Origin of the sequence: Escherichia sp. E3659 (assembly GCF_005781135.1) — a bacterium.
Taxonomy (GTDB): Bacteria; Pseudomonadota; Gammaproteobacteria; order Enterobacterales; family Enterobacteriaceae; genus Escherichia.
The window spans coordinates 82,021-101,157 of sequence record NZ_VATQ01000017.1; the positions used below are offsets into that span (position 1 = coordinate 82,021).

The 19,137-nt window shown below is 51.1% G+C and carries 15 protein-coding genes and 1 riboswitch; of the genes, 12 read left to right on the top strand and 3 right to left on the bottom strand.

Annotation, left to right across the window (positions count from 1 at the left end):
- Window positions 1–651: 651 nt before the first annotated feature.
- A complete protein-coding gene (gene argE, locus FEK47_RS14250) occupies window positions 652–1,803 on the bottom strand; it encodes an acetylornithine deacetylase (protein ID WP_130258324.1) in 1,152 nt (383 codons plus the stop codon).
- A gap of 153 nt (window positions 1,804–1,956) precedes the next feature.
- On the opposite strand from argE, the gene argC reads away from it, so the two are divergent.
- The 6 genes from argC to oxyR all read left to right on the top strand — a co-directional run bounded on the left by argC (window position 1,957) and on the right by oxyR (window position 9,427).
- The gene (gene argC / locus FEK47_RS14255; RefSeq protein WP_135487064.1) at window positions 1,957–2,961 is read left to right on the top strand and encodes an N-acetyl-gamma-glutamyl-phosphate reductase; all 1,005 of its coding nucleotides are present in this window, start codon (window positions 1,957–1,959) and stop codon (window positions 2,959–2,961) included.
- A gap of 7 nt (window positions 2,962–2,968) precedes the next feature.
- Window positions 2,969–3,745 (top strand): acetylglutamate kinase, encoded by a 777-nt coding sequence (gene argB, locus FEK47_RS14260; RefSeq protein WP_130206548.1) that lies wholly within the window; start codon window positions 2,969–2,971, stop codon window positions 3,743–3,745.
- A 60-nt stretch (window positions 3,746–3,805) separates the two neighbouring features.
- Window positions 3,806–5,179: an argininosuccinate lyase gene (gene argH / locus FEK47_RS14265; RefSeq protein WP_047643719.1), complete on the top strand. Its 1,374-nt coding sequence runs from the start codon at window positions 3,806–3,808 to the stop codon at window positions 5,177–5,179.
- Between the two features lie 513 nt (window positions 5,180–5,692).
- Entirely contained in the window at window positions 5,693–6,907 is a 1,215-nt protein-coding gene (gene manD, locus FEK47_RS14270) for a D-mannonate dehydratase ManD (protein WP_135487065.1), read from the top strand.
- Between the two features lie 67 nt (window positions 6,908–6,974).
- Complete coding sequence (locus FEK47_RS14275) at window positions 6,975–8,258, top strand: MFS transporter (protein WP_135487066.1); 1,284 nt, start codon at window positions 6,975–6,977, stop codon at window positions 8,256–8,258.
- Between the two features lie 251 nt (window positions 8,259–8,509).
- On the top strand, window positions 8,510–9,427 hold the full coding sequence (gene oxyR / locus FEK47_RS14280) for a DNA-binding transcriptional regulator OxyR (protein WP_130206544.1): 918 nt from the start codon (window positions 8,510–8,512) through the stop codon (window positions 9,425–9,427).
- On the opposite strand, the gene sthA is transcribed toward oxyR, so the two are convergent.
- Window positions 9,410–10,810 (bottom strand): Si-specific NAD(P)(+) transhydrogenase, encoded by a 1,401-nt coding sequence (gene sthA, locus FEK47_RS14285; RefSeq protein WP_130215323.1) that lies wholly within the window; start codon window positions 10,808–10,810, stop codon window positions 9,410–9,412. The two genes, oxyR and sthA, sit on opposite strands and share 18 nt — an antisense overlap.
- A 329-nt stretch (window positions 10,811–11,139) precedes the next feature.
- Here sthA and FEK47_RS14290 point away from each other — a divergent pair, with 329 nt between their 5' ends.
- The 4 genes from FEK47_RS14290 (at window position 11,140) to FEK47_RS14305 (ending at window position 14,779) form a co-directional block, all read left to right on the top strand.
- A complete protein-coding gene (locus tag FEK47_RS14290) occupies window positions 11,140–12,306 on the top strand; it encodes a M20 aminoacylase family protein (RefSeq protein ID WP_135487067.1) in 1,167 nt (388 codons plus the stop codon).
- A gap of 43 nt (window positions 12,307–12,349) precedes the next feature.
- The gene (locus FEK47_RS14295; RefSeq protein WP_135487068.1) at window positions 12,350–13,666 is read left to right on the top strand and encodes a citrate-proton symporter; all 1,317 of its coding nucleotides are present in this window, start codon (window positions 12,350–12,352) and stop codon (window positions 13,664–13,666) included.
- A 103-nt stretch (window positions 13,667–13,769) separates the two neighbouring features.
- Entirely contained in the window at window positions 13,770–14,420 is a 651-nt protein-coding gene (gene fabR, locus FEK47_RS14300; RefSeq protein WP_001309117.1) for an HTH-type transcriptional repressor FabR, read from the top strand.
- Window positions 14,420–14,779: a YijD family membrane protein gene (locus FEK47_RS14305; RefSeq protein ID WP_000806411.1), complete on the top strand. Its 360-nt coding sequence runs from the start codon at window positions 14,420–14,422 to the stop codon at window positions 14,777–14,779. Before fabR ends, FEK47_RS14305 begins: the two co-directional genes overlap by 1 nt.
- Before the next feature lie 39 nt (window positions 14,780–14,818).
- Here FEK47_RS14305 and trmA read toward each other — a convergent pair whose 3' ends face one another.
- Window positions 14,819–15,919: a tRNA (uridine(54)-C5)-methyltransferase TrmA gene (gene trmA / locus FEK47_RS14310; protein WP_138183224.1), complete on the bottom strand. Its 1,101-nt coding sequence runs from the start codon at window positions 15,917–15,919 to the stop codon at window positions 14,819–14,821.
- Window positions 15,920–16,032: 113 nt separating this feature from the next.
- A riboswitch (cobalamin riboswitch) is annotated at window positions 16,033–16,223 on the top strand.
- A gap of 64 nt (window positions 16,224–16,287) precedes the next feature.
- On the opposite strand from trmA, the gene btuB reads away from it, so the two are divergent.
- Both btuB and murI read left to right on the top strand, forming a co-directional pair.
- Window positions 16,288–18,132, top strand: a complete 1,845-nt coding sequence (btuB, locus tag FEK47_RS14315; RefSeq protein WP_135487069.1) for a TonB-dependent vitamin B12 receptor BtuB — start codon at window positions 16,288–16,290, stop codon at window positions 18,130–18,132.
- Window positions 18,077–18,934, top strand: coding sequence for a glutamate racemase (gene murI, locus FEK47_RS14320; RefSeq protein ID WP_135487070.1), 858 nt, complete (start codon window positions 18,077–18,079; stop codon window positions 18,932–18,934). Before btuB ends, murI begins: the two co-directional genes overlap by 56 nt.
- Window positions 18,935–19,137: the final 203 nt, after the last annotated feature.

A 19,137-nucleotide genomic window follows, 5' to 3' on the forward strand; every position in this document is an offset into this window, starting at 1 on the left:
TCGGGCTTTGCTTTTCGTCGTCTTTTATAAAGCCACGTAAAAGCGGTGACGTCAAATGCTGCGAAATCGCTTCAGCAAACGAATAAATAGCAGGAATTTACGCCATTAAATTCACGACGTTTTAAATAAGCGTAACTTATGGGAATGTTAAAAAACCACCATACATAACACCAAAGGTGTAGGTCAGATAAGATGCGCAAGCATCGCATCCGACATTATTGCGGCACTGGAGTTTGGCAACGGTGCCGGATGCGGCGCGAGCACCTTATCCGGCCTACGGTTGGACATCGTTTGAGTCACTGTAGGTCGGATAAGATGCGCAAGCATCGCATCCGACATTATTGCGGCACCGTAGTTTGACAACAGTGCCGGATGCGGCGCGAGCACCTTATCCGGCCTACGGTTGGGCATCGTTTGAGTCACTGTAGGTCGGATAAGATGCGCAAGCATCGCATCCGACATTATTGTGGCACCGGAGTTTGACAACAGTGCCGGATGCGGCGCGAGCGCCTTATCCGGCCTACAGTTGGGCATCGTTTGAGTCACTGTAGGTCGGATAAGATGCGCAAGCATCGCATCCGACATTCATTGCGGCACCGGAGTTTGGCAACGGTGCCGGATGCGGCGCAAGCGCCTTATCCGGCCTACGTTTTAATGCCAGCAAAAATGGTGAATTACCTGGGTAATCAACTCACGGGTGGGTTTAATAAACCGCGTCTCCAGATATTCATCAGGCTGATGAGCTTGATTGATGGAACCCGGACCGAGCACCAGCGTCGGGCATAACGTTTGAATAAACGGCGCTTCGGTACAGTAGTTAACCACTTCGGTCTTTGCACCGAGCAATTTCTCAACCACTTCAACCAGTTGATGATTTGGCGGGCATTCATAGCCTGGGATCGGTGGGTGCAACTCTTCGACCGTCAGACGACCCGGCCAGCGTTCGCTCACCGGAGCCAGCGCGTCGTTGAGTAGGCCATTAAGTTCATTAAGTGTCATGCCCGGCAGCGGTCGAATATCCATATGCAACTCACAGCAGGCGCAAATTCGGTTAGAGGCGTCGCCGCCGTGAATATGCCCGAGGTTGAGCGTGGGGTATGGCACGGTAAACGCTTCGTAGTGATAACGTTCTTTCAGGTTATCGCGTAATTGCAAAATATGGCCGATGGCGTCGTGCATCAGTTCGATAGCGTTAACTCCGCGCGCCGGATCGCTGGAGTGGCCCGACTGACCCAGAATGCGAATGGCATTTGAGATGTGGCCTTTATGCGCGCGTACTGGTTGCAGCGACGTCGGTTCGCCAATGATGGCGCAATCCGGGCGCAGGGCGGTAGTTTCGGCAAAATAACGCGCTCCGGCCATACTGGTTTCTTCATCGGCAGTCGCCAGAATGTAGAGCGGTTTTTTCAGTTTCGTGACGTCGACATCGCGTAATGCATCGAGGATAAACGCAAAGAAGCCTTTCATGTCGGCGGTGCCTAAGCCGTAAAGCTTGCCGTCATGCTCCGTTAGCGTAAACGGATCGCGCGTCCAGCGACCGTCATCAAACGGCACCGTATCGGTATGCCCCGCCAGCAACAAGCCACCAGCACCCTGTCCGGTACTTGCCAGCATATTAAATTTGTTGCGAGTTCCTGGCACAGGCTGCACTTCCACATTGAAGCCCAAATCTTTAAACCAGTCCGCCAGCAGAGTGATTAAATCTGCATTGCTTTGATCGAGTGCCTCTTCCGTAGCGCTTATTGAAGGTGTGGCAATCAGAGCGCGGTAAATCTCGATAAATGGCGGTAATTTGTTTTTCATTGTTGACACACCTCTGGTCATGATAGTATCAATATTCATGCAGTATTTATGAATAAAAATACACTAACGTTGAGCGTAATAAAACCCACCAGCCGTAAGGTGAATGTTTTACGTTTAACCTGGCAACCAGACATAAGAAGGTGAATAGCCCCGATGTTGAATACGCTGATTGTGGGTGCCAGCGGCTACGCTGGCGCAGAGCTAGTGACCTATGTAAATCGCCATCCGCATATGAACATAACCGCTTTGACTGTCTCAGCGCAAAGCAATGATGCGGGAAAGTTAATCTCCGATTTGCATCCGCAGCTCAAAGGCATCGTTGACCTGCCGTTGCAGCCGATGTCGGATATCAGCGAGTTTAGCCCAGGGGTGGATGTGGTGTTTCTCGCCACCGCCCATGAAGTTAGCCACGATTTAGCGCCGCAGTTTCTTGAAGCTGGCTGTGTGGTGTTCGACCTTTCCGGCGCGTTTCGTGTTAACGACGTCACCTTCTATGAAAAATATTACGGCTTTACCCATCAATACCCGGAACTGCTGGAACAGGCAGCCTACGGTCTGGCGGAGTGGTGCGGTAATAAATTAAAAGAAGCAAATTTGATTGCGGTGCCAGGCTGTTATCCGACGGCGGCACAGCTGGCGCTGAAACCGTTGATTGATGCCGATCTTCTTGACCTCAGTCAGTGGCCGGTGATTAACGCCACCAGCGGCGTGAGCGGTGCAGGACGTAAGGCAGCGATTTCAAACAGCTTTTGTGAAGTTAGCCTGCAACCGTATGGCGTCTTTACTCATCGCCATCAACCAGAGATCGCCACACACCTCGGTGCTGACGTTATCTTCACCCCGCATCTGGGCAATTTCCCGCGCGGCATTCTCGAAACCATTACCTGCCGCCTGAAACCGGGTGTGACCCAGGCGCAAGTCGCGCAAGCGTTACAGCAGGCGTATGCCCATAAACCGCTGGTGCGGCTGTATGACAAAGGCGTTCCGGCGCTGAAAAATGTCGTTGGGCTGCCATTTTGCGATATCGGGTTTGCCGTTCAGGGCGAGCATCTGATTATTGTGGCGACCGAAGACAACTTACTGAAAGGCGCGGCGGCACAAGCGGTACAGTGCGCCAATATTCGTTTCGGCTATGCGGAAACGCAGTCTCTTATTTAAGGGTGCAATGATGAATCCATTAATTATCAAGCTGGGCGGCGTACTGCTGGATAGCGAAGAGGCGCTGGAACGGCTGTTCAGCGCACTGGTGAAATATCGTGAGTCACATCAGCGTCCGCTAGTGATTGTCCACGGCGGCGGCTGCGTGGTGGATGAGCTGATGAAAGGGCTGAATCTGCCGGTGAAAAAGAAAAACGGCCTGCGGGTGACGCCTGCGGATCAGATAGACATTATCACCGGAGCGCTGGCGGGAACGGCAAATAAAACCCTGCTGGCATGGGCGAAGAAACATCAGATTGCGGCCGTAGGTTTGTTTCTCGGTGACGGCGACAGCGTCAAAGTGACCCAGCTTGATGAAGAGTTAGGTCATGTTGGACTGGCGCAGCCAGGTTCGCCTAAGCTTATCAATACGTTGCTGGAGAACGGCTATCTGCCGGTGGTCAGCTCCATTGGCGTAACAGACGAAGGGCAACTGATGAACGTCAATGCCGACCAGGCGGCGACGGCGCTGGCGGCAACGCTGGGCGCGGATCTGATTTTGCTCTCCGACGTCAGCGGCATTCTCGACGGTAAAGGGCAACGCATTGCCGAAATGACCGCCGCGAAAGCAGAACAACTGATTGAGCAGGGCATTATTACTGACGGCATGATAGTGAAAGTGAACGCGGCGCTGGATGCTGCGCGCACGCTGGGCCGTCCGGTAGATATCGCCTCCTGGCGTCATGCGGAACAGCTTCCGGCACTGTTTAACGGTATGCCGATGGGTACGCGGATTTTAGCTTAAGTTTTGTTAGCCGGAGGCGCAGCTTTCCGGCATTGAATTTCAAAATAAGGAAACAGAGTTATGGCACTTTGGGGCGGGCGTTTTACCCAGGCAGCAGATCAACGGTTCAAACAATTCAACGACTCACTGCGCTTTGATTACCGTCTGGCGGAGCAGGATATTGTTGGCTCTGTGGCCTGGTCCAAAGCCCTGGTAACGGTCGGCGTGTTAACCGCAGAAGAGCAGGCGCAACTGGAAGAGGCGCTGAACGTGCTGCTGGAAGATGTTCGCGCCAGGCCACAACAAATCCTTGAAAGCGATGCCGAAGATATCCATAGCTGGGTGGAAGGCAAACTGATCGACAAAGTGGGCCAGTTAGGCAAAAAACTGCATACCGGGCGTAGCCGTAATGATCAGGTAGCGACTGACCTGAAACTGTGGTGCAAAGATACCGTTAGCGAGTTGCTGACGGCTAACCGTCAGCTGCAATCGGCGCTGGTGGAAACCGCACAAAACAATCAGGACGCGGTGATGCCGGGTTACACCCACCTGCAACGCGCTCAACCGGTGACTTTCGCGCACTGGTGCCTGGCCTACGTTGAGATGCTGGCGCGTGATGAAAGCCGTTTGCAGGACGCGCTTAAGCGTCTGGATGTCAGCCCGTTAGGCTGTGGCGCACTGGCGGGAACGGCCTATGAAATCGACCGTGAACAGTTAGCAGGCTGGCTGGGCTTTGCTTCGGCGACCCGTAACAGTCTGGACAGCGTTTCTGACCGTGATCATGTGCTGGAACTGCTTTCTGCTGCCGCTATCGGCATGGTGCATCTGTCGCGTTTTGCTGAAGATCTGATTTTCTTTAACACCGGCGAAGCAGGTTTTGTGGAGCTTTCTGACCGCGTGACTTCAGGTTCATCATTAATGCCGCAGAAGAAAAACCCGGATGCGCTGGAGCTGATTCGCGGTAAATGCGGTCGGGTGCAGGGCGCATTAACTGGCATGATGATGACGCTGAAAGGTTTGCCGCTGGCTTACAACAAAGATATGCAGGAAGACAAAGAAGGTCTGTTCGACGCGCTCGATACCTGGCTGGACTGCCTGCATATGGCGGCGCTGGTGCTGGACGGCATTCAGGTGAAACGTCCGCGTTGCCAGGAAGCGGCGCAGCAAGGTTACGCGAACGCCACTGAACTGGCGGATTACCTGGTGGCGAAAGGCGTACCGTTCCGCGAGGCGCACCATATTGTTGGTGAAGCGGTGGTGGAAGCCATTCGTCAGGGCAAACCGCTGGAAGAGCTGCCGCTCAGTGAGTTGCAGAAATTCAGCCAGGTGATTGGCGAAGATGTCTATCCGATTCTGTCGCTGCAATCGTGCCTCGACAAGCGTGCTGCAAAAGGCGGCGTCTCACCGCAACAGGTGGCGCAGGCGATTGCTTTTGCAAGGGCGCGGTTGGGGTAATTTGTTTATATAGCTCCCTTGAAAATGGGGAGCTAACCTGATGCGCTTCGCTTACCACGCCTACAAAGTGCGACACTACGTAGGCGGATGAGGCGTTTACGCCGCATCAGGCAGAAATTTGTCAGCATTCTGGTGACCTTAAATTTAACGCCCAACCAGAATCATTATTTGTCACATTCCTTTTTATCCCAGTGCCTTCTTTTATGTTCGTTCCTCGCATAAAAATACTTTTAAATACATCAAACAATACACATTTTAATTAATTGAATATAATTAATTTCTATAGTTGTGTTCATTTTTAAGATTAATGGGTCTTGTTATGTGATTATTTAACGTGTTGTTTTAACAATGGTAATTAATAGTGTGGATGAAATTTGAGGATATTCTTGTTCCTCGGTGGGAATTTTTGTTTTTAATGTGATCACGGTTGAATAATCGCCCTTTCTCTCTTGTATGGTAGTAGGCGTAAATTTAAGTTTGAAACGCCTATTTACAACACAGGAGATTGCAATAATGAAAATTATTGCTGCGGATGTTTTTGTTACTTGCCCCGGGCGTAATTTCGTTACGCTTAAAATAACCACGGAAAGCGGACTTTGCGGACTGGGAGATGCCACCTTAAATGGTCGCGAATTGTCGGTCGCTTCTTATCTGAAAGATCATCTTTGCCCACAATTAATTGGCCGTGATGCCAGTCGAATCGAAGATATCTGGCAATTCTTTTATAAAGGCGCTTACTGGCGGCGTGGCCCCGTCACGATGTCTGCCATTTCTGCTATTGATATGGCGTTGTGGGATATCAAAGCTAAAGCAGCCAATATGCCGCTGTATCAACTGCTTGGTGGTGCTTCTCGTGAAGGCGTGATGGTTTATTGCCACACCACCGGGCGCACGATTGATGAAGTCCTTGAAGACTATGCAAAGCACCAGCAGATGGGCTTTAAGGCGATTCGTGTGCAGTGTGGTGTACCGGGTATGCAAACCACCTATGGCCTGGCGAAGGGCAAAGGGTTGGCGTACGAACCGGCAACCAAAGGTCAGTGGCCGGAAGAGCAGTTGTGGTCTTCAGAAAAGTATCTCGACTTTACGCCGAAGTTGTTTGAAGCGGTGCGCAATAAGTTCGGTTTTAACGAACATCTGTTGCATGACATGCACCATCGCCTGACCCCTATCGAAGCGGCGCGCTTTGGGAAGAGCATTGAGGATTACCGCCTGTTCTGGATGGAAGATCCGACGCCTGCCGAGAACCAGGAATGTTTCCGTCTGATTCGCCAGCATACCGTAACGCCGATTGCGGTCGGTGAAGTGTTTAACAGTATCTGGGACTGCAAGCAGTTAATCGAAGAGCAGCTGATTGACTATATTCGCACGACGATTACCCATGCCGGCGGCATTACCGGGATGCGGCGGATTGCCGATTTTGCATCGCTTTATCAGGTACGTACCGGTTCGCATGGCCCTTCAGATTTATCGCCTGTTTGTCATGCGGCGGCGCTGCATTTTGACCTCTGGGTACCAAATTTTGGCGTTCAGGAGTACATGGGCTATTCCGAACAAATGCTTGAAGTCTTCCCGCACAGCTGGCGCTTCGATGAAGGTTATATGCACCCAGGCGATGAACCGGGGTTGGGTATTTCTTTCGATGAGAAACTGGCGGCGAAATATCCGTATGACCCGGCGTATCTCCCCGTCGCACGACTGGAAGACGGCACATTGTGGAATTGGTAATAACGCGTTCGCTTAATTATTTTCTGATTAGTCATCAAATCGATTAATTCTGCTCAAGGAGCTAAAAATGGACGTTGATTTGCCAGGTAGTGCTGCGGGTAATAAACCGCAACGGATTCGTCGTATTCAGACAGTGACGCTGGTTTTATTATTTATGGCAGGGATTGTTAATTTCCTCGACCGCTCGTCATTGAGCGTGGCAGGCGAAGCGATTCGTGGCGAGTTAGGATTATCTGCCACCGAGTTTGGTTTTTTGCTTTCTGCATTTTCTCTGTCTTATGGTTTTTCACAACTTCCTTCCGGTATTTTGCTAGACCGCTTTGGCCCACGAATAGTTTTAGGCGCAGGTTTAATATTCTGGTCATTAATGCAGGCATTAACAGGAATGGTTAATTCTTTTAGCCACTTTATTTTAATGCGTATCGGTCTGGGTATTGGCGAAGCGCCATTTATGCCTGCGGGGGTAAAATCGATCACCGACTGGTATGCACAAAAAGAACGCGGCACGGCGCTGGGGATTTTTAACTCATCTACCGTTATCGGCCAGGCTATCGCGCCTCCTGCTCTTGTATTGATGCAGCTGGCATGGGGCTGGCGGACGATGTTTGTCATCATCGGCGTGGCGGGGATACTGGTTGGGATCTGTTGGTACGCGTGGTATCGCAACCGGGCGCAGTTTGTCCTGACCGAGGAAGAACGGACATATCTCTCCGCGCCGGTTAAACCGCGTCCACAGTTACAATTTAGCGAGTGGCTGGCGCTGTTTAAGCATCGGACAACGTGGGGGATGATTTTAGGTTTCTCTGGCGTCAACTATACAGGCTGGCTCTACATCGCGTGGCTACCCGGTTATTTGCAAGCCGAGCAAGGTTTCAGTCTGGCGAAAACGGGTTGGGTGGCGGCGATTCCTTTCCTCGCGGCGGCAGTCGGAATGTGGGTTAACGGTATTGTTGTCGATCGGCTGGCGAAAAAAGGCTACGACCTGGCGAAGACGCGTAAAACGGCTATTGTCTGCGGTTTGATGATGTCGGCATTAGGCACGTTGCTGGTCGTGCAATCTTCCTCACCAACGCAAGCGGTGGCATTTATCTCAATGGCGCTGTTCTGTGTGCATTTCGCGGGAACGTCTGCATGGGGACTGGTGCAGGTGATGGTGTCTGAAACCAAAGTGGCTTCCATCGCCGGTATTCAAAACTTTGGTAGTTTTGTCTTTGCTTCCTTTGCTCCGATCGTAACTGGTTGGGTAGTGGATACTACGCACTCGTTTAATCTTGCGCTGGTTATCGCTGCCTGTGTGACCTTCACTGGTGCGCTGTGTTACTTCTTTATTGTCAAAGATCGCATTGAGTAACCGTGACTTTCAGGCTCTCTTGCTGTGGGCCTGTAGAATAAAAAAAAGCGGATCCTGGAGATCCGCAAAAGTTCACGTTGGCTTTAGTTATTCGAGTTGAGAAACTCTCGAAACGGGCAGTGACTTCAAGGGTTAAAAGAGGTGCCGCTCCGTTTCTGTGCGCAATTATCAGTCACAATGCTTGATAGGGATAATCGTTCGTTGCTATGCTACCTATCGCCATGAACTATCGTGGCGATGGAGGATGGATAATGAATATTCGTGATCTTGAGTACCTGGTGGCATTGGCCGAGCACCGCCATTTTCGCCGTGCGGCAGATTCCTGCCACGTTAGCCAGCCGACGCTTAGCGGGCAAATTCGTAAGCTGGAAGATGAGCTGGGCGTGATGTTGCTGGAGCGGACCAGCCGTAAAGTGTTATTCACCCAGGCGGGAATGCTACTGGTGGATCAGGCGCGTACCGTGCTGCGCGAGGTGAAAGTCCTTAAAGAGATGGCAAGCCAGCAGGGGGAGACGATGTCCGGGCCGCTGCATATTGGTTTGATTCCCACGGTTGGGCCTTACCTGTTGCCGCATATCATCCCGATGCTGCACCAGACCTTTCCGAAGCTGGAAATGTATCTGCATGAAGCGCAGACCCATCAGTTACTGGCGCAACTGGACAGTGGCAAACTCGACTGCGTGATCCTCGCGCTGGTGAAAGAGAGCGAAGCATTCATTGAAGTACCGTTGTTTGATGAACCCATGTTGTTGGCAGTCTATGAAGATCACCCGTGGTCTAATCGCGAATGCGTGCCGATGGCCGATCTGGCAGGGGAAAAACTGCTGATGCTGGAAGATGGTCACTGTCTGCGCGATCAGGCGATGGGCTTCTGCTTTGAAGCTGGAGCGGATGAAGATACACACTTCCGCGCGACCAGTCTGGAGACGCTGCGCAACATGGTGGCCGCAGGTAGCGGGATCACTTTATTGCCTGCGCTGGCTGTACCGCCAGAACGCAAACGTGATGGCGTGGTTTATCTGCCGTGCATTAAGCCGGAACCACGCCGTACCATTGGTCTGGTTTATCGTCCTGGCTCACCGCTGCGCAGCCGCTATGAGCAGCTGGCAGAGGCCATCCGCGCAAAAATGGATGGCCATTTCGATAAAGCGTTAAAACAGGCGGTTTAAGCCGTTTAATGCCGCTACCCGATAGGCTTCCGCCATGGTCGGGTAGTTAAAGGTGGTGTTGACGAAGTACTCAATGGTGTTGCCGCCACCTTTCTGTTCCATAATCGCCTGACCGATATGAATAATTTCGGCAGCGCGCTCACCAAAGCAATGGATCCCCAGAATCTCTTTTGTTTCCCGATGGAACAAAATTTTCAGCGTACCCACGTTCATGCCAACGATTTGTGCACGCGCCAGATGTTTAAACTGGGCGCGGCCTACTTCATACGGTACTTTCATCGCGGTCAGCTGCTGTTCAGTTTTGCCCACGGAGCTGATTTCCGGGATGGTGTAAATACCGGTAGGGATATCTTCAATCAAGTGCGCGGTGGCTTCACCTTTTACCAGCGCCTGCGCGGCAATGCGCCCCTGGTCATAAGCCGCTGAAGCCAGGCTCGGATAACCAATCACGTCGCCCACCGCGTAAACGTGCGGCTGCGCGGTCTGATACATGCTGTTGACCTTCAGCTGTCCGCGACTGTCAGTTTCCAGCCCAATGTTCTGTAACGCCAGCGAATCGGTATTACCGGTGCGACCGTTGGCATAGAGCAGACAGTCGGCTTTCAGTTTTTTGCCCGACTTCAGATGCATGATCACACCGTCGTCACAGCCTTCGATCTTCTCGTACTCTTCGTTGTGACGAATCACTACGCCACTGTTCCAGAAGTGATAGGAGAGCGAATCTGACATCTCTTGATCGAGAAACGCCAACAGGCGATCGCGGGTATTGATCAGATCTACTTTTACGTCCATACCGCGGAAGATCGACGCATATTCACAGCCGATCACTCCAGCACCGTAAATAAGTACATGGCGCGGTTCGTGGTGCATGCTAAGAATTGAGTCGCTGTCGTAAATGCGTGGATGGGTGAAATCGACGTCTGCTGGATGATAAGGGCGTGAGCCGCAGGCAATGACAAATTTTTCAGCGGTTAGTGTTTCGACGCTGCCGTCCGGGCAATCCAGCGCCAACGTATGCTCGTCAACAAAGCGAGCGTTCCCCTGCAATATTTCACAGTGATTACGTTCGTAAAATCCCTGACGCATGCGCGTTTGTTGATTAATCACGTTATCGGCATGGTTAAGGATATCGGCAAAAGAAGAGCGGAGCAGTCGGGAATGGTCGCTGTAAAGTGGGTTTTGATTGAATTCTATAATGCGGCTGACGGCGTGACGGAGAGCTTTCGACGGGATGGTTCCCCAGTGGGTGCAACCGCCGCCAACATTTTGATAACGCTCGATAACTGCGACGCGCGCACCTTGCTTAACCAGGCCCATTGCAGCGCCTTCGCCGCCGGGGCCGGAACCTATTACTATGGCATCGTAATCGTAGGAATGTGGCATGGTAGGGCTTACCTGTTCTTATACATAAAAGCAACAGAATGGTAACATTTTATCGCGGGTAAGCCAATTGATCCCCGTCATTTATCTGGCTATATCGTGAGCGGCCTTTGCTTTGTCTTCCTCCTTCTTATTTTATTTATTCACTATTAATTGCTTTTTCTTATGGCTGATAGTTTTATCTTGCCGAAGTGTGCTTTTTTGTTATTGTCTATGTTAAATATTCTTATAAAACAAACATATAAATATTTTATATTGATGTCTTATTTATATTTATACCATCAATAAAATCCGTTAATTAACCTGTTTATAAGTGAATAAAGGAATAGTCGATGATCGAACACTACATTCGTGGGTTTGAGGAAGAGTTGCGCGAGATCCGCCACAAAATCCACGAAAACCCGGAGTTGGGGCTACAAGAATTTAAAACCAGTGCTCTGGTTGCGGAAAAGCTGCGCCAGTGGGGCTATGAGGTTGAGCAAGGGCTGGCGACGACGGGGATAGTGGCCACGTTAAAAGTGGGCGACGGAGAGAAAAGTATTGGCCTGCGGGCGGATATGGATGCGCTGCCAATTTATGAAAATAGTGGCAAGCCCTGGGCCAGTAAACATCCCGGTTTAATGCACGCATGCGGGCATGACGGCCATACCACGATATTACTAGGAGCTGCACGTTATCTTGCCGAAACTCGTCGTTTTAACGGCACGTTACGTCTTATCTTCCAGCCCGCAGAAGAGATGATTAACGGCGGCGAGATTATGGTTAAAGAAGGTCTTTTTGACCACTTCCCCTGCGATGTGATTTTCGGGATGCACAACATGCCGGGCTTGCCGGTTGGCAAGTTTTTCTTCCAGCCAGGGGCGCTAATGGCGTCAATGGATCAGTTCCACATCACAGTTCGCGGCTGTGGAGGGCATGGCGCAATTCCTCACAAAGCCATCGATCCGGTGCTGGTCGCGGCACATATCACCACCGCATTACAAAGCATTGTGTCGCGCAATGTCGATCCGCTGGAAGCGGCGGTAATTACCGTTGGTAGCATTTTTGCAGGGGAGGCGGCTAACGTCATTCCTGACAGTGCTGAGATGAAAATCAGTGTCCGCTCTCTTAGCCACGATACCCGACAACTTCTTCTGACCCGTATTCCTGCTCTGGCACAAGCCCAGGCTGCCAGCTTTGGCGCTACGGCTGAGGTTACGCATGTTAACGGTACACCAGTATTAGTAAATGACGAGGAGATGGCGCGCTTCGCCTGGCAGGTGGCGTGTAAAACGTTTGGTGAAGATCGGGCCGAGTTTGGCATCAAGCCCCTGATGGGCAGTGAGGATTTCTCTTTCATGCTGGAAGCCCAACCAAAAGGTGGTTTCCTGTTATTCGGTAATGGCGATGTTGGGGAAGGTTCCTGCATGGTGCATAACCCGGGTTACGACTTCAACGATGCAAGTCTGGTCCCGGCAAGCAGCTACTGGGGCGCACTGGTAGAAGCCTGGCTGCAATAAATAAAAAAACAACACAACAACACTTTTTGGCAAGGAACATGGAATGACGGCGATCGTAAATGAAACCGTGAGTGTGAAGAAAAAGCTCAGCGGCAGGCGGGTGATTTTTGCCTCGGCGTTTGGCAATGCGCTCGAATTTTTTGATTTTGGCGTTTACAACTTTTTTGTGGTCTATATCAGCACGCTATTTTTTCCGCCCAGTGCAGATAAAAACGTCGCGCTACTGCTGGCATTTGCCACTTTCGGCGTGAGCTTTTTTATGCGCCCGCTCGGCGGCATTATTGTGGGGGCCTGGGCCGATCGTTTCGGACGCAAACCCGCGATGGTGTTCACCATTGCCCTGATGAGTCTTGGTACACTGATGATCGGCATCGCACCGACGTATGAAACGGCGGGCTATTGGGGAACGGCGACGCTGGTGCTGGCGCGTCTGATTCAGGGCGTTGCGGCAGGTGGTGAAGTCGGCGCCTCAATGTCTTTACTGGTTGAATCAGCTCCGGCAAATCGTCGCGGTTTTTACAGCAGTTGGTCACTGGCGACCCAGGGGCTGGCAACGACCTTTGGTGGTGTTGTCGCTTTAGGTCTGAGCGCATGGCTACCGTTCGCCACAGGTTCAGAAACTGTAATGGCCGAATGGGGCTGGCGTGTGCCATTTTTTATTGGTGTGCTTTTAGCGCCCATCGGTTGCTGGCTGCGTCTGAGTCTGGAAAATGATGTGCCTGAACCTGTACACAATAAAAAAGCTGCTGCCAGCGAAAGCGCGTTCTCTCTGCTCCTGCAACATAAAGCGACTATCATTAACGGCGTTTTACTCGCTATTGGTAGCACGGTAGCAACCTATATTTCCCTCTTTTACTATGGCACCTGGGCGGCGAAGTATCTGGCAATGCCTCAACACTATTCTCATGCAGCGATGTTACTGGCGGGGGTAATTACGTTTGTTGGCGCGCTGTTGGTGGGGATGCTATGTGATTCGGTCGGGCGTAAAAAACTGATTTTAATCTCTCGTGTGATGGTTCTGATCTGTAGCTGGCCTTCGTTCTGGCTGTTGGTGAATTACCCCAGTCCCGGCATGTTGCTGACGGTCGTTTTCGTGATGGTCAGCTTTACCACGCTTGGTGGGGTACCGGTAATGTTGTTGATTTCCGAACTGTTGCCGAAACGGATTCGGGCGTTAGGCTTCGCGCTGGTTTATAGCATTGGCGTAGCAATCTTCGGCGGTTTTGCGCAATATTTCGCCACGCAATCCATCGTGTTACTGGATAGCCTGACGGCTCCGGCGTGGTATCTGGGCGGAGGCACGTTGCTGTCGATGCTGGCGTTATTGTTTGTAAAAGAACCGGCCAAAGAGTTGCAGTAAATGTGTTTTATTGCGCTACCGTTCATTCACAACACTGGAGCAATCCAGTATGTTCATTCTCTGGTATAGTGCCAGCAGTACTTTTGGCAAGGATTCAGACATCGTGATGGGCGTAAGAGCGCAGCAAAAAGAAAAAACCCGACGTTCGCTGGTAGAAGCCGCATTTAGCCAATTAAGTGCTGAACGCAGCTTCGCCAGCCTGAGTTTACGTGAAGTGGCGCGTGAAGCGGGCATTGCTCCCACCTCTTTTTATCGGCATTTCCGCGACGTAGACGAACTTGGCCTGACCATGGTTGACGAGAGTGGTTTGATGCTGCGTCAGCTTATGCGCCAGGCGCGTCAGCGTATCGCTAAAGGTGGGAGTGTGATCCGTACCTCGGTATCCACATTTATGGAGTTCATCGGTAATAATCCTAACGCCTTCCGGTTATTATTGCGGGAACGCTCCGGCACCTCCGCCGCGTTTCGTGCCGCCGTTGCGCGTGAAATTCAGCACTTCATTGCGGAACTTGCGGACTATCTTGAACTCGAAAACCATATGCCTCGCGCGTTTACTGAAGCGCAAGCCGAAGCCATGGTGACGATTGTCTTCAGCGCGGGTGCCGAGGCGTTGGATGTCGGCGTCGAACAACGTCGGCAATTAGAAGAGCGACTGGTACTGCAACTGCGAATGATTTCGAAAGGGGCTTATTACTGGTATCGCCGTGAACAAGAGAAAACCGCAATTATTCCGGGAAATGTGAAGGACGAGTAATGAAACAAGCAAATCAAGATAGAGGTACGCTGCTGCTGGCGTTAGTTGCTGGCTTATCGATTAATGGTACTTTCGCAGCGCTGTTTAGCTCCATTGTGCCATTTTCTGTATTCCCGATTATTTCCCTGGTGCTGACGGTTTACTGCCTGCATCAACGTTATCTTAATCGCACTATGCCGGTCGGCTTGCCGGGTCTGGCTGCTGCCTGTTTTATTCTCGGCGTTCTGCTTTATAGCACTGTGGTTCGTGCGGAATATCCGGATATCGGTTCTAACTTCTTCCCGGCTGTGCTGTCCGTCATTATGGTGTTCTGGATTGGCGCGAAGATGCGTAACCGTAAGCAGGAAGTTGCTGAGTAATCGGAATCATGCCGGATGCTGGCGCATCCGGCATGGGTATTACTTCGCCGTCAGTAATACGCCGCACTCCATATGGTGCGTGTAGGGGAACTGATCAAACAGAGCCAGACGTTCAACCTTGTGCGTCTGGCTTAATGTTTCCAGATTCTTACATAATGTTTCCGGATTGCAGGAGATATACAGAATACGCGGATACGCCTGCACCATTTTCTCGGTTTCACTGTCCAGACCGCTGCGCGGCGGGTCGACAAAAATGGTTTCGCACTGATAACTCTTTAAGTCGATCCCTTGCAGGCGGTTAAACTCGCGCACACCATTCATCGCCTGAGTAAATTCTTCTGCCGCCATACGAATAATTTGTACGTTATCAATATGGTTAGCTGCGATGTTGTATTGCGCAGCAGCAACCGACGGCTTGGCGATTTCGGTAGCTAATACCCGATCAAAATTGCGCGCCAGCGCTAATGAAAAGTTACCGTTGCCGCAGTACAGCTCCAGTAAATCGCCTTTTGAGCCTTTGGTTACGTCCAGCGCCCATTCCAGCATCTGAATATTCATCGCCGCGTTCGGCTGGGTAAAGCTGTTTTCTACCTGACGGTAGATCATCTCTTTCCCTGCGACCGGCAGACGTTCATCGATGTAATCCTGATCCAGCGCGATTTTGGTTTTCGTTGCCCGACCAATCAGATGCACATTCAGATTCTGCGCGCGCAACGCATCGCGCAGGGCTTCCGCCTGCTGACGCCATTCGTCATCCAGCTTTTTATGGTACAGCAGGGAAACCACCGCCTGATTACTCAGCGTGGTGAGGTAATCAATCTGGAACAACTTGTGGCGCAGAACGGGATTATTACGCACACCCGCAATCATCGCCGTCATCAACTGGTTGATGAGTTCACTGGCGGCGGGGAAGCTATCCACGCGGATACGGCTTTTGGTTTGTTGATCGAAAATGATGTGGTACAGGTCATCACCATCGTGCCAGATGCGGAACTCCGCACGCATCCGGTAATGGCTGACCGGCGAGCGAAACACTTCCGGAACCAGGGCAGAAAACGGTGCCATCATACTTTGCAAACGTACCACTTTTTCGGCTAACTGCGCTTCATACTGTTCTGTTGGAAGGTGTTCGGGGGTCATGATGTATCCTGAAAAATTAAAGTACGCGGCGATTGTAGGGATTGCTCATCAGATGTCCAGATCTTGATGAATTCCTATTTGTGAGCTACGTCTGGACAGTAACTTGTTACAACCTGTAGCATCCACTTGCCGGTCCTGTGAGTTAATAGGGAATCCAGTGCGAATCTGGAGCTGACGCGCAGCGGTAAGGAAAGGTGCGATGATTGCGTTATGCGGACACTGCCATTCGGTGGGAAGTCATCATCTCTTAGTATCTTAGATACCCCTCCAAGCCCGAAGACCTGCCGGCCAACGTCGCATCTGGTTCTCATCATCGCGTAATATTGATGAAACCTGCGGCATCCTTCTTCTATTGTGGATGCTTTACAATGATTAAAAAAGCTTCGCTGCTGACGGCGTGTTCCGTCACAGCCTTTTCTGCTTGGGCACAGGATACCAGCCCGGATACTCTCGTCGTTACTGCTAACCGTTTTGAACAACCGCGCAGCACTGTGCTTGCGCCAACTACTGTTGTGACGCGTCAGGATATCGACCGCTGGCAGTCGACTTCGGTCAATGATGTGCTGCGCCGTCTCCCTGGCGTGGATATCACCCAAAACGGCGGTTCAGGTCAGCTTTCTTCTATTTTTATTCGTGGCACAAATGCCAGTCATGTGTTGGTGTTAATTGATGGCGTACGCCTGAATCTGGCAGGGGTGAGTGGTTCAGCCGATCTTAGTCAATTCCCCATTGCACTTGTTCAGCGTGTCGAATATATCCGTGGGCCGCGTTCCGCCGTTTATGGTTCTGATGCAATAGGTGGGGTGGTGAATATCATCACGACGCGCGATGAACCTGGAACGGAAATTTCAGCGGGGTGGGGAAGCCATAGTTATCAGAACTACGATGTCTCTACGCAGCAACAACTGGGGGATAAGACACGGGTAACTCTGTTGGGCGATTACGCTTATACCCATGGTTATGATGTTGTCGCTTACGGCAATACAGGAATGCAAGCGCAGCCTGATAACGATGGTTTCTTAAGTAAAACGCTTTATGGTGCGCTGGAACATAATTTTACCGATGCCTGGAGCGGCTTTGTACGTGGTTATGGCTATGATAATCGGACCAATTATGACGCGTATTATTCTCCGGGTTCACCATTGGTCGATACCCGTAAACTCTATAGTCAAAGTTGGGACGCCGGGCTGCGCTATAACGGCGAACTGATTAAATCACAACTCATTACCAGCTATAGCCATAGCAAAGATTACAACTACGATCCGCATTATGGTCGTTATGATTCGTCGGCGACGCTCGATGAGATGAAGCAATACACCGTCCAGTGGGCAAACAATGTCATCGTTGGTCACGGTAGTATTGGTGCGGGTGTCGACTGGCAGAAACAGACTACGACGCCGGGTACAGGTTACGTTGAGGATGGATATGATCAACGTAATACCGGCATCTATCTGACCGGGCTGCAACAAGTCGGCGATTTTACCTTTGAAGGCGCAGCACGCAGCGACGATAACTCACAGTTTGGTCGTCATGGAACCTGGCAAACCAGCGCCGGATGGGAGTTCATCGAAGGTTATCGCTTCATTGCTTCCTACGGGACATCTTATAAGGCACCAAATCTTGGACAACTGTACGGCTTCTACGGTAATCCGGATCTGGACCCTGAGAAAAGCAAACAGTGGGAAGGCGCGTTTGAAGGATTAACAGCAGGAGTGAACTGGCGTATTTCCGGATATCGTAACGATGTTAGTGACTTAATCGATTATGACGACCATATCCTGAAATATTACAACGAAGGGAAAGCGCGGATTAAAGGTGTCGAGGCGACCGCCAATTTTGATACCGGACCACTGACGCATACTGTGAGTTACGATTATGTTGATGCCCGTAACGCAATTACCGACACACCGTTGTTACGCCGTGCTAAACAGCAGGTGAAATACCAGCTCGACTGGCAGTTGTATGACTTCGACTGGGGTATTACTTATCAGTATTTAGGCACTCGCTATGATAAGGATTACTCATCTTATCCTTATCAAACCGTTAAAATGGGCGGTGTGAGCTTGTGGGATCTTGCGGTTGCATATCCGGTCACCTCTCACCTGACAGTTCGTGGTAAAATAGCCAACCTGTTCGACAAAGATTATGAGACAGTCTATGGCTACCAAACTGCAGGACGGGAATACACCTTGTCTGGCAGCTACACCTTCTGAACCACGTCCCACCGTGCTGGTGTTTGACTCCGGCGTCGGTGGGTTGTCGGTCTATGACGAGATCCGGCATCTCTTACCGGATCTCCATTACATTTATGCTTTCGATAACGTCGCTTTCCCGTATGGCGAAAAAAGCGAAGAGTTTATTGTTGAGCGTGTGGTGGAAATTGTCACCGCAGTGCAAGAGCGTTATCCCCTTGCGCTGGCTGTGGTCGCTTGCAACACCGCCAGTACCGTCTCACTTCCTGCATTACGCGAAAAGTTTGCGTTCCCGGTTGTCGGTGTCGTTCCGGCAATTAAGCCAGCGGCACGCCTGACAGCTAATGGCATTGTCGGATTGCTGGCAACTCGTGGTACGGTAAAACGTTCTTATACCCACGAGCTAATCGCGCGTTTCGCTAATGAATGTCAGATAGAGATGCTGGGCTCGGCAGAAATGGTTGAGCTGGCTGAAGCGAAGCTGCATGGCGAAGAAATCTCTCTGGATGCGCTAAAACGTATCCTGCGCCCGTGGTTAAGAATGAAAGAGCCACCAGATACTGTTGTTCTGGGGTGTACCCACTTCCCTCTATTACAAGAAGAACTGTTACAGGTACTGCCAGAGGGAACTCGACTGGTAGATTCAGGCGCAGCGATTGCCCGACGAACGGCCTGGTTGTTAGAACATGAAGCTCCTGAGGCAAAATCTGCCGATGCGAACATTGCCTTTTGCATGGCCATGACGCCAGAAGCTGAACAGTTATTACCCGTTTTACAGCGTTACGGCTTCAAAACGCTCGAAAAACTGGCAGTTTCAGGCTGATTTGGTTGAATGTTGCGCATTCGGAAAATTATTTTAAATTTCCTCTTGTCAGCTCAGAATAACTCCCTATAATGCGCCACCACTGACACGGAACAACGGCAAACACGCCGCCGGGTCAGCGGGATTCTCCAGAGAATTCCGGCAGGGAAAAGCAAAAAAATGCTTGACTCTGTAGCGGGAAGGCGTATTATGCACACCCCGCG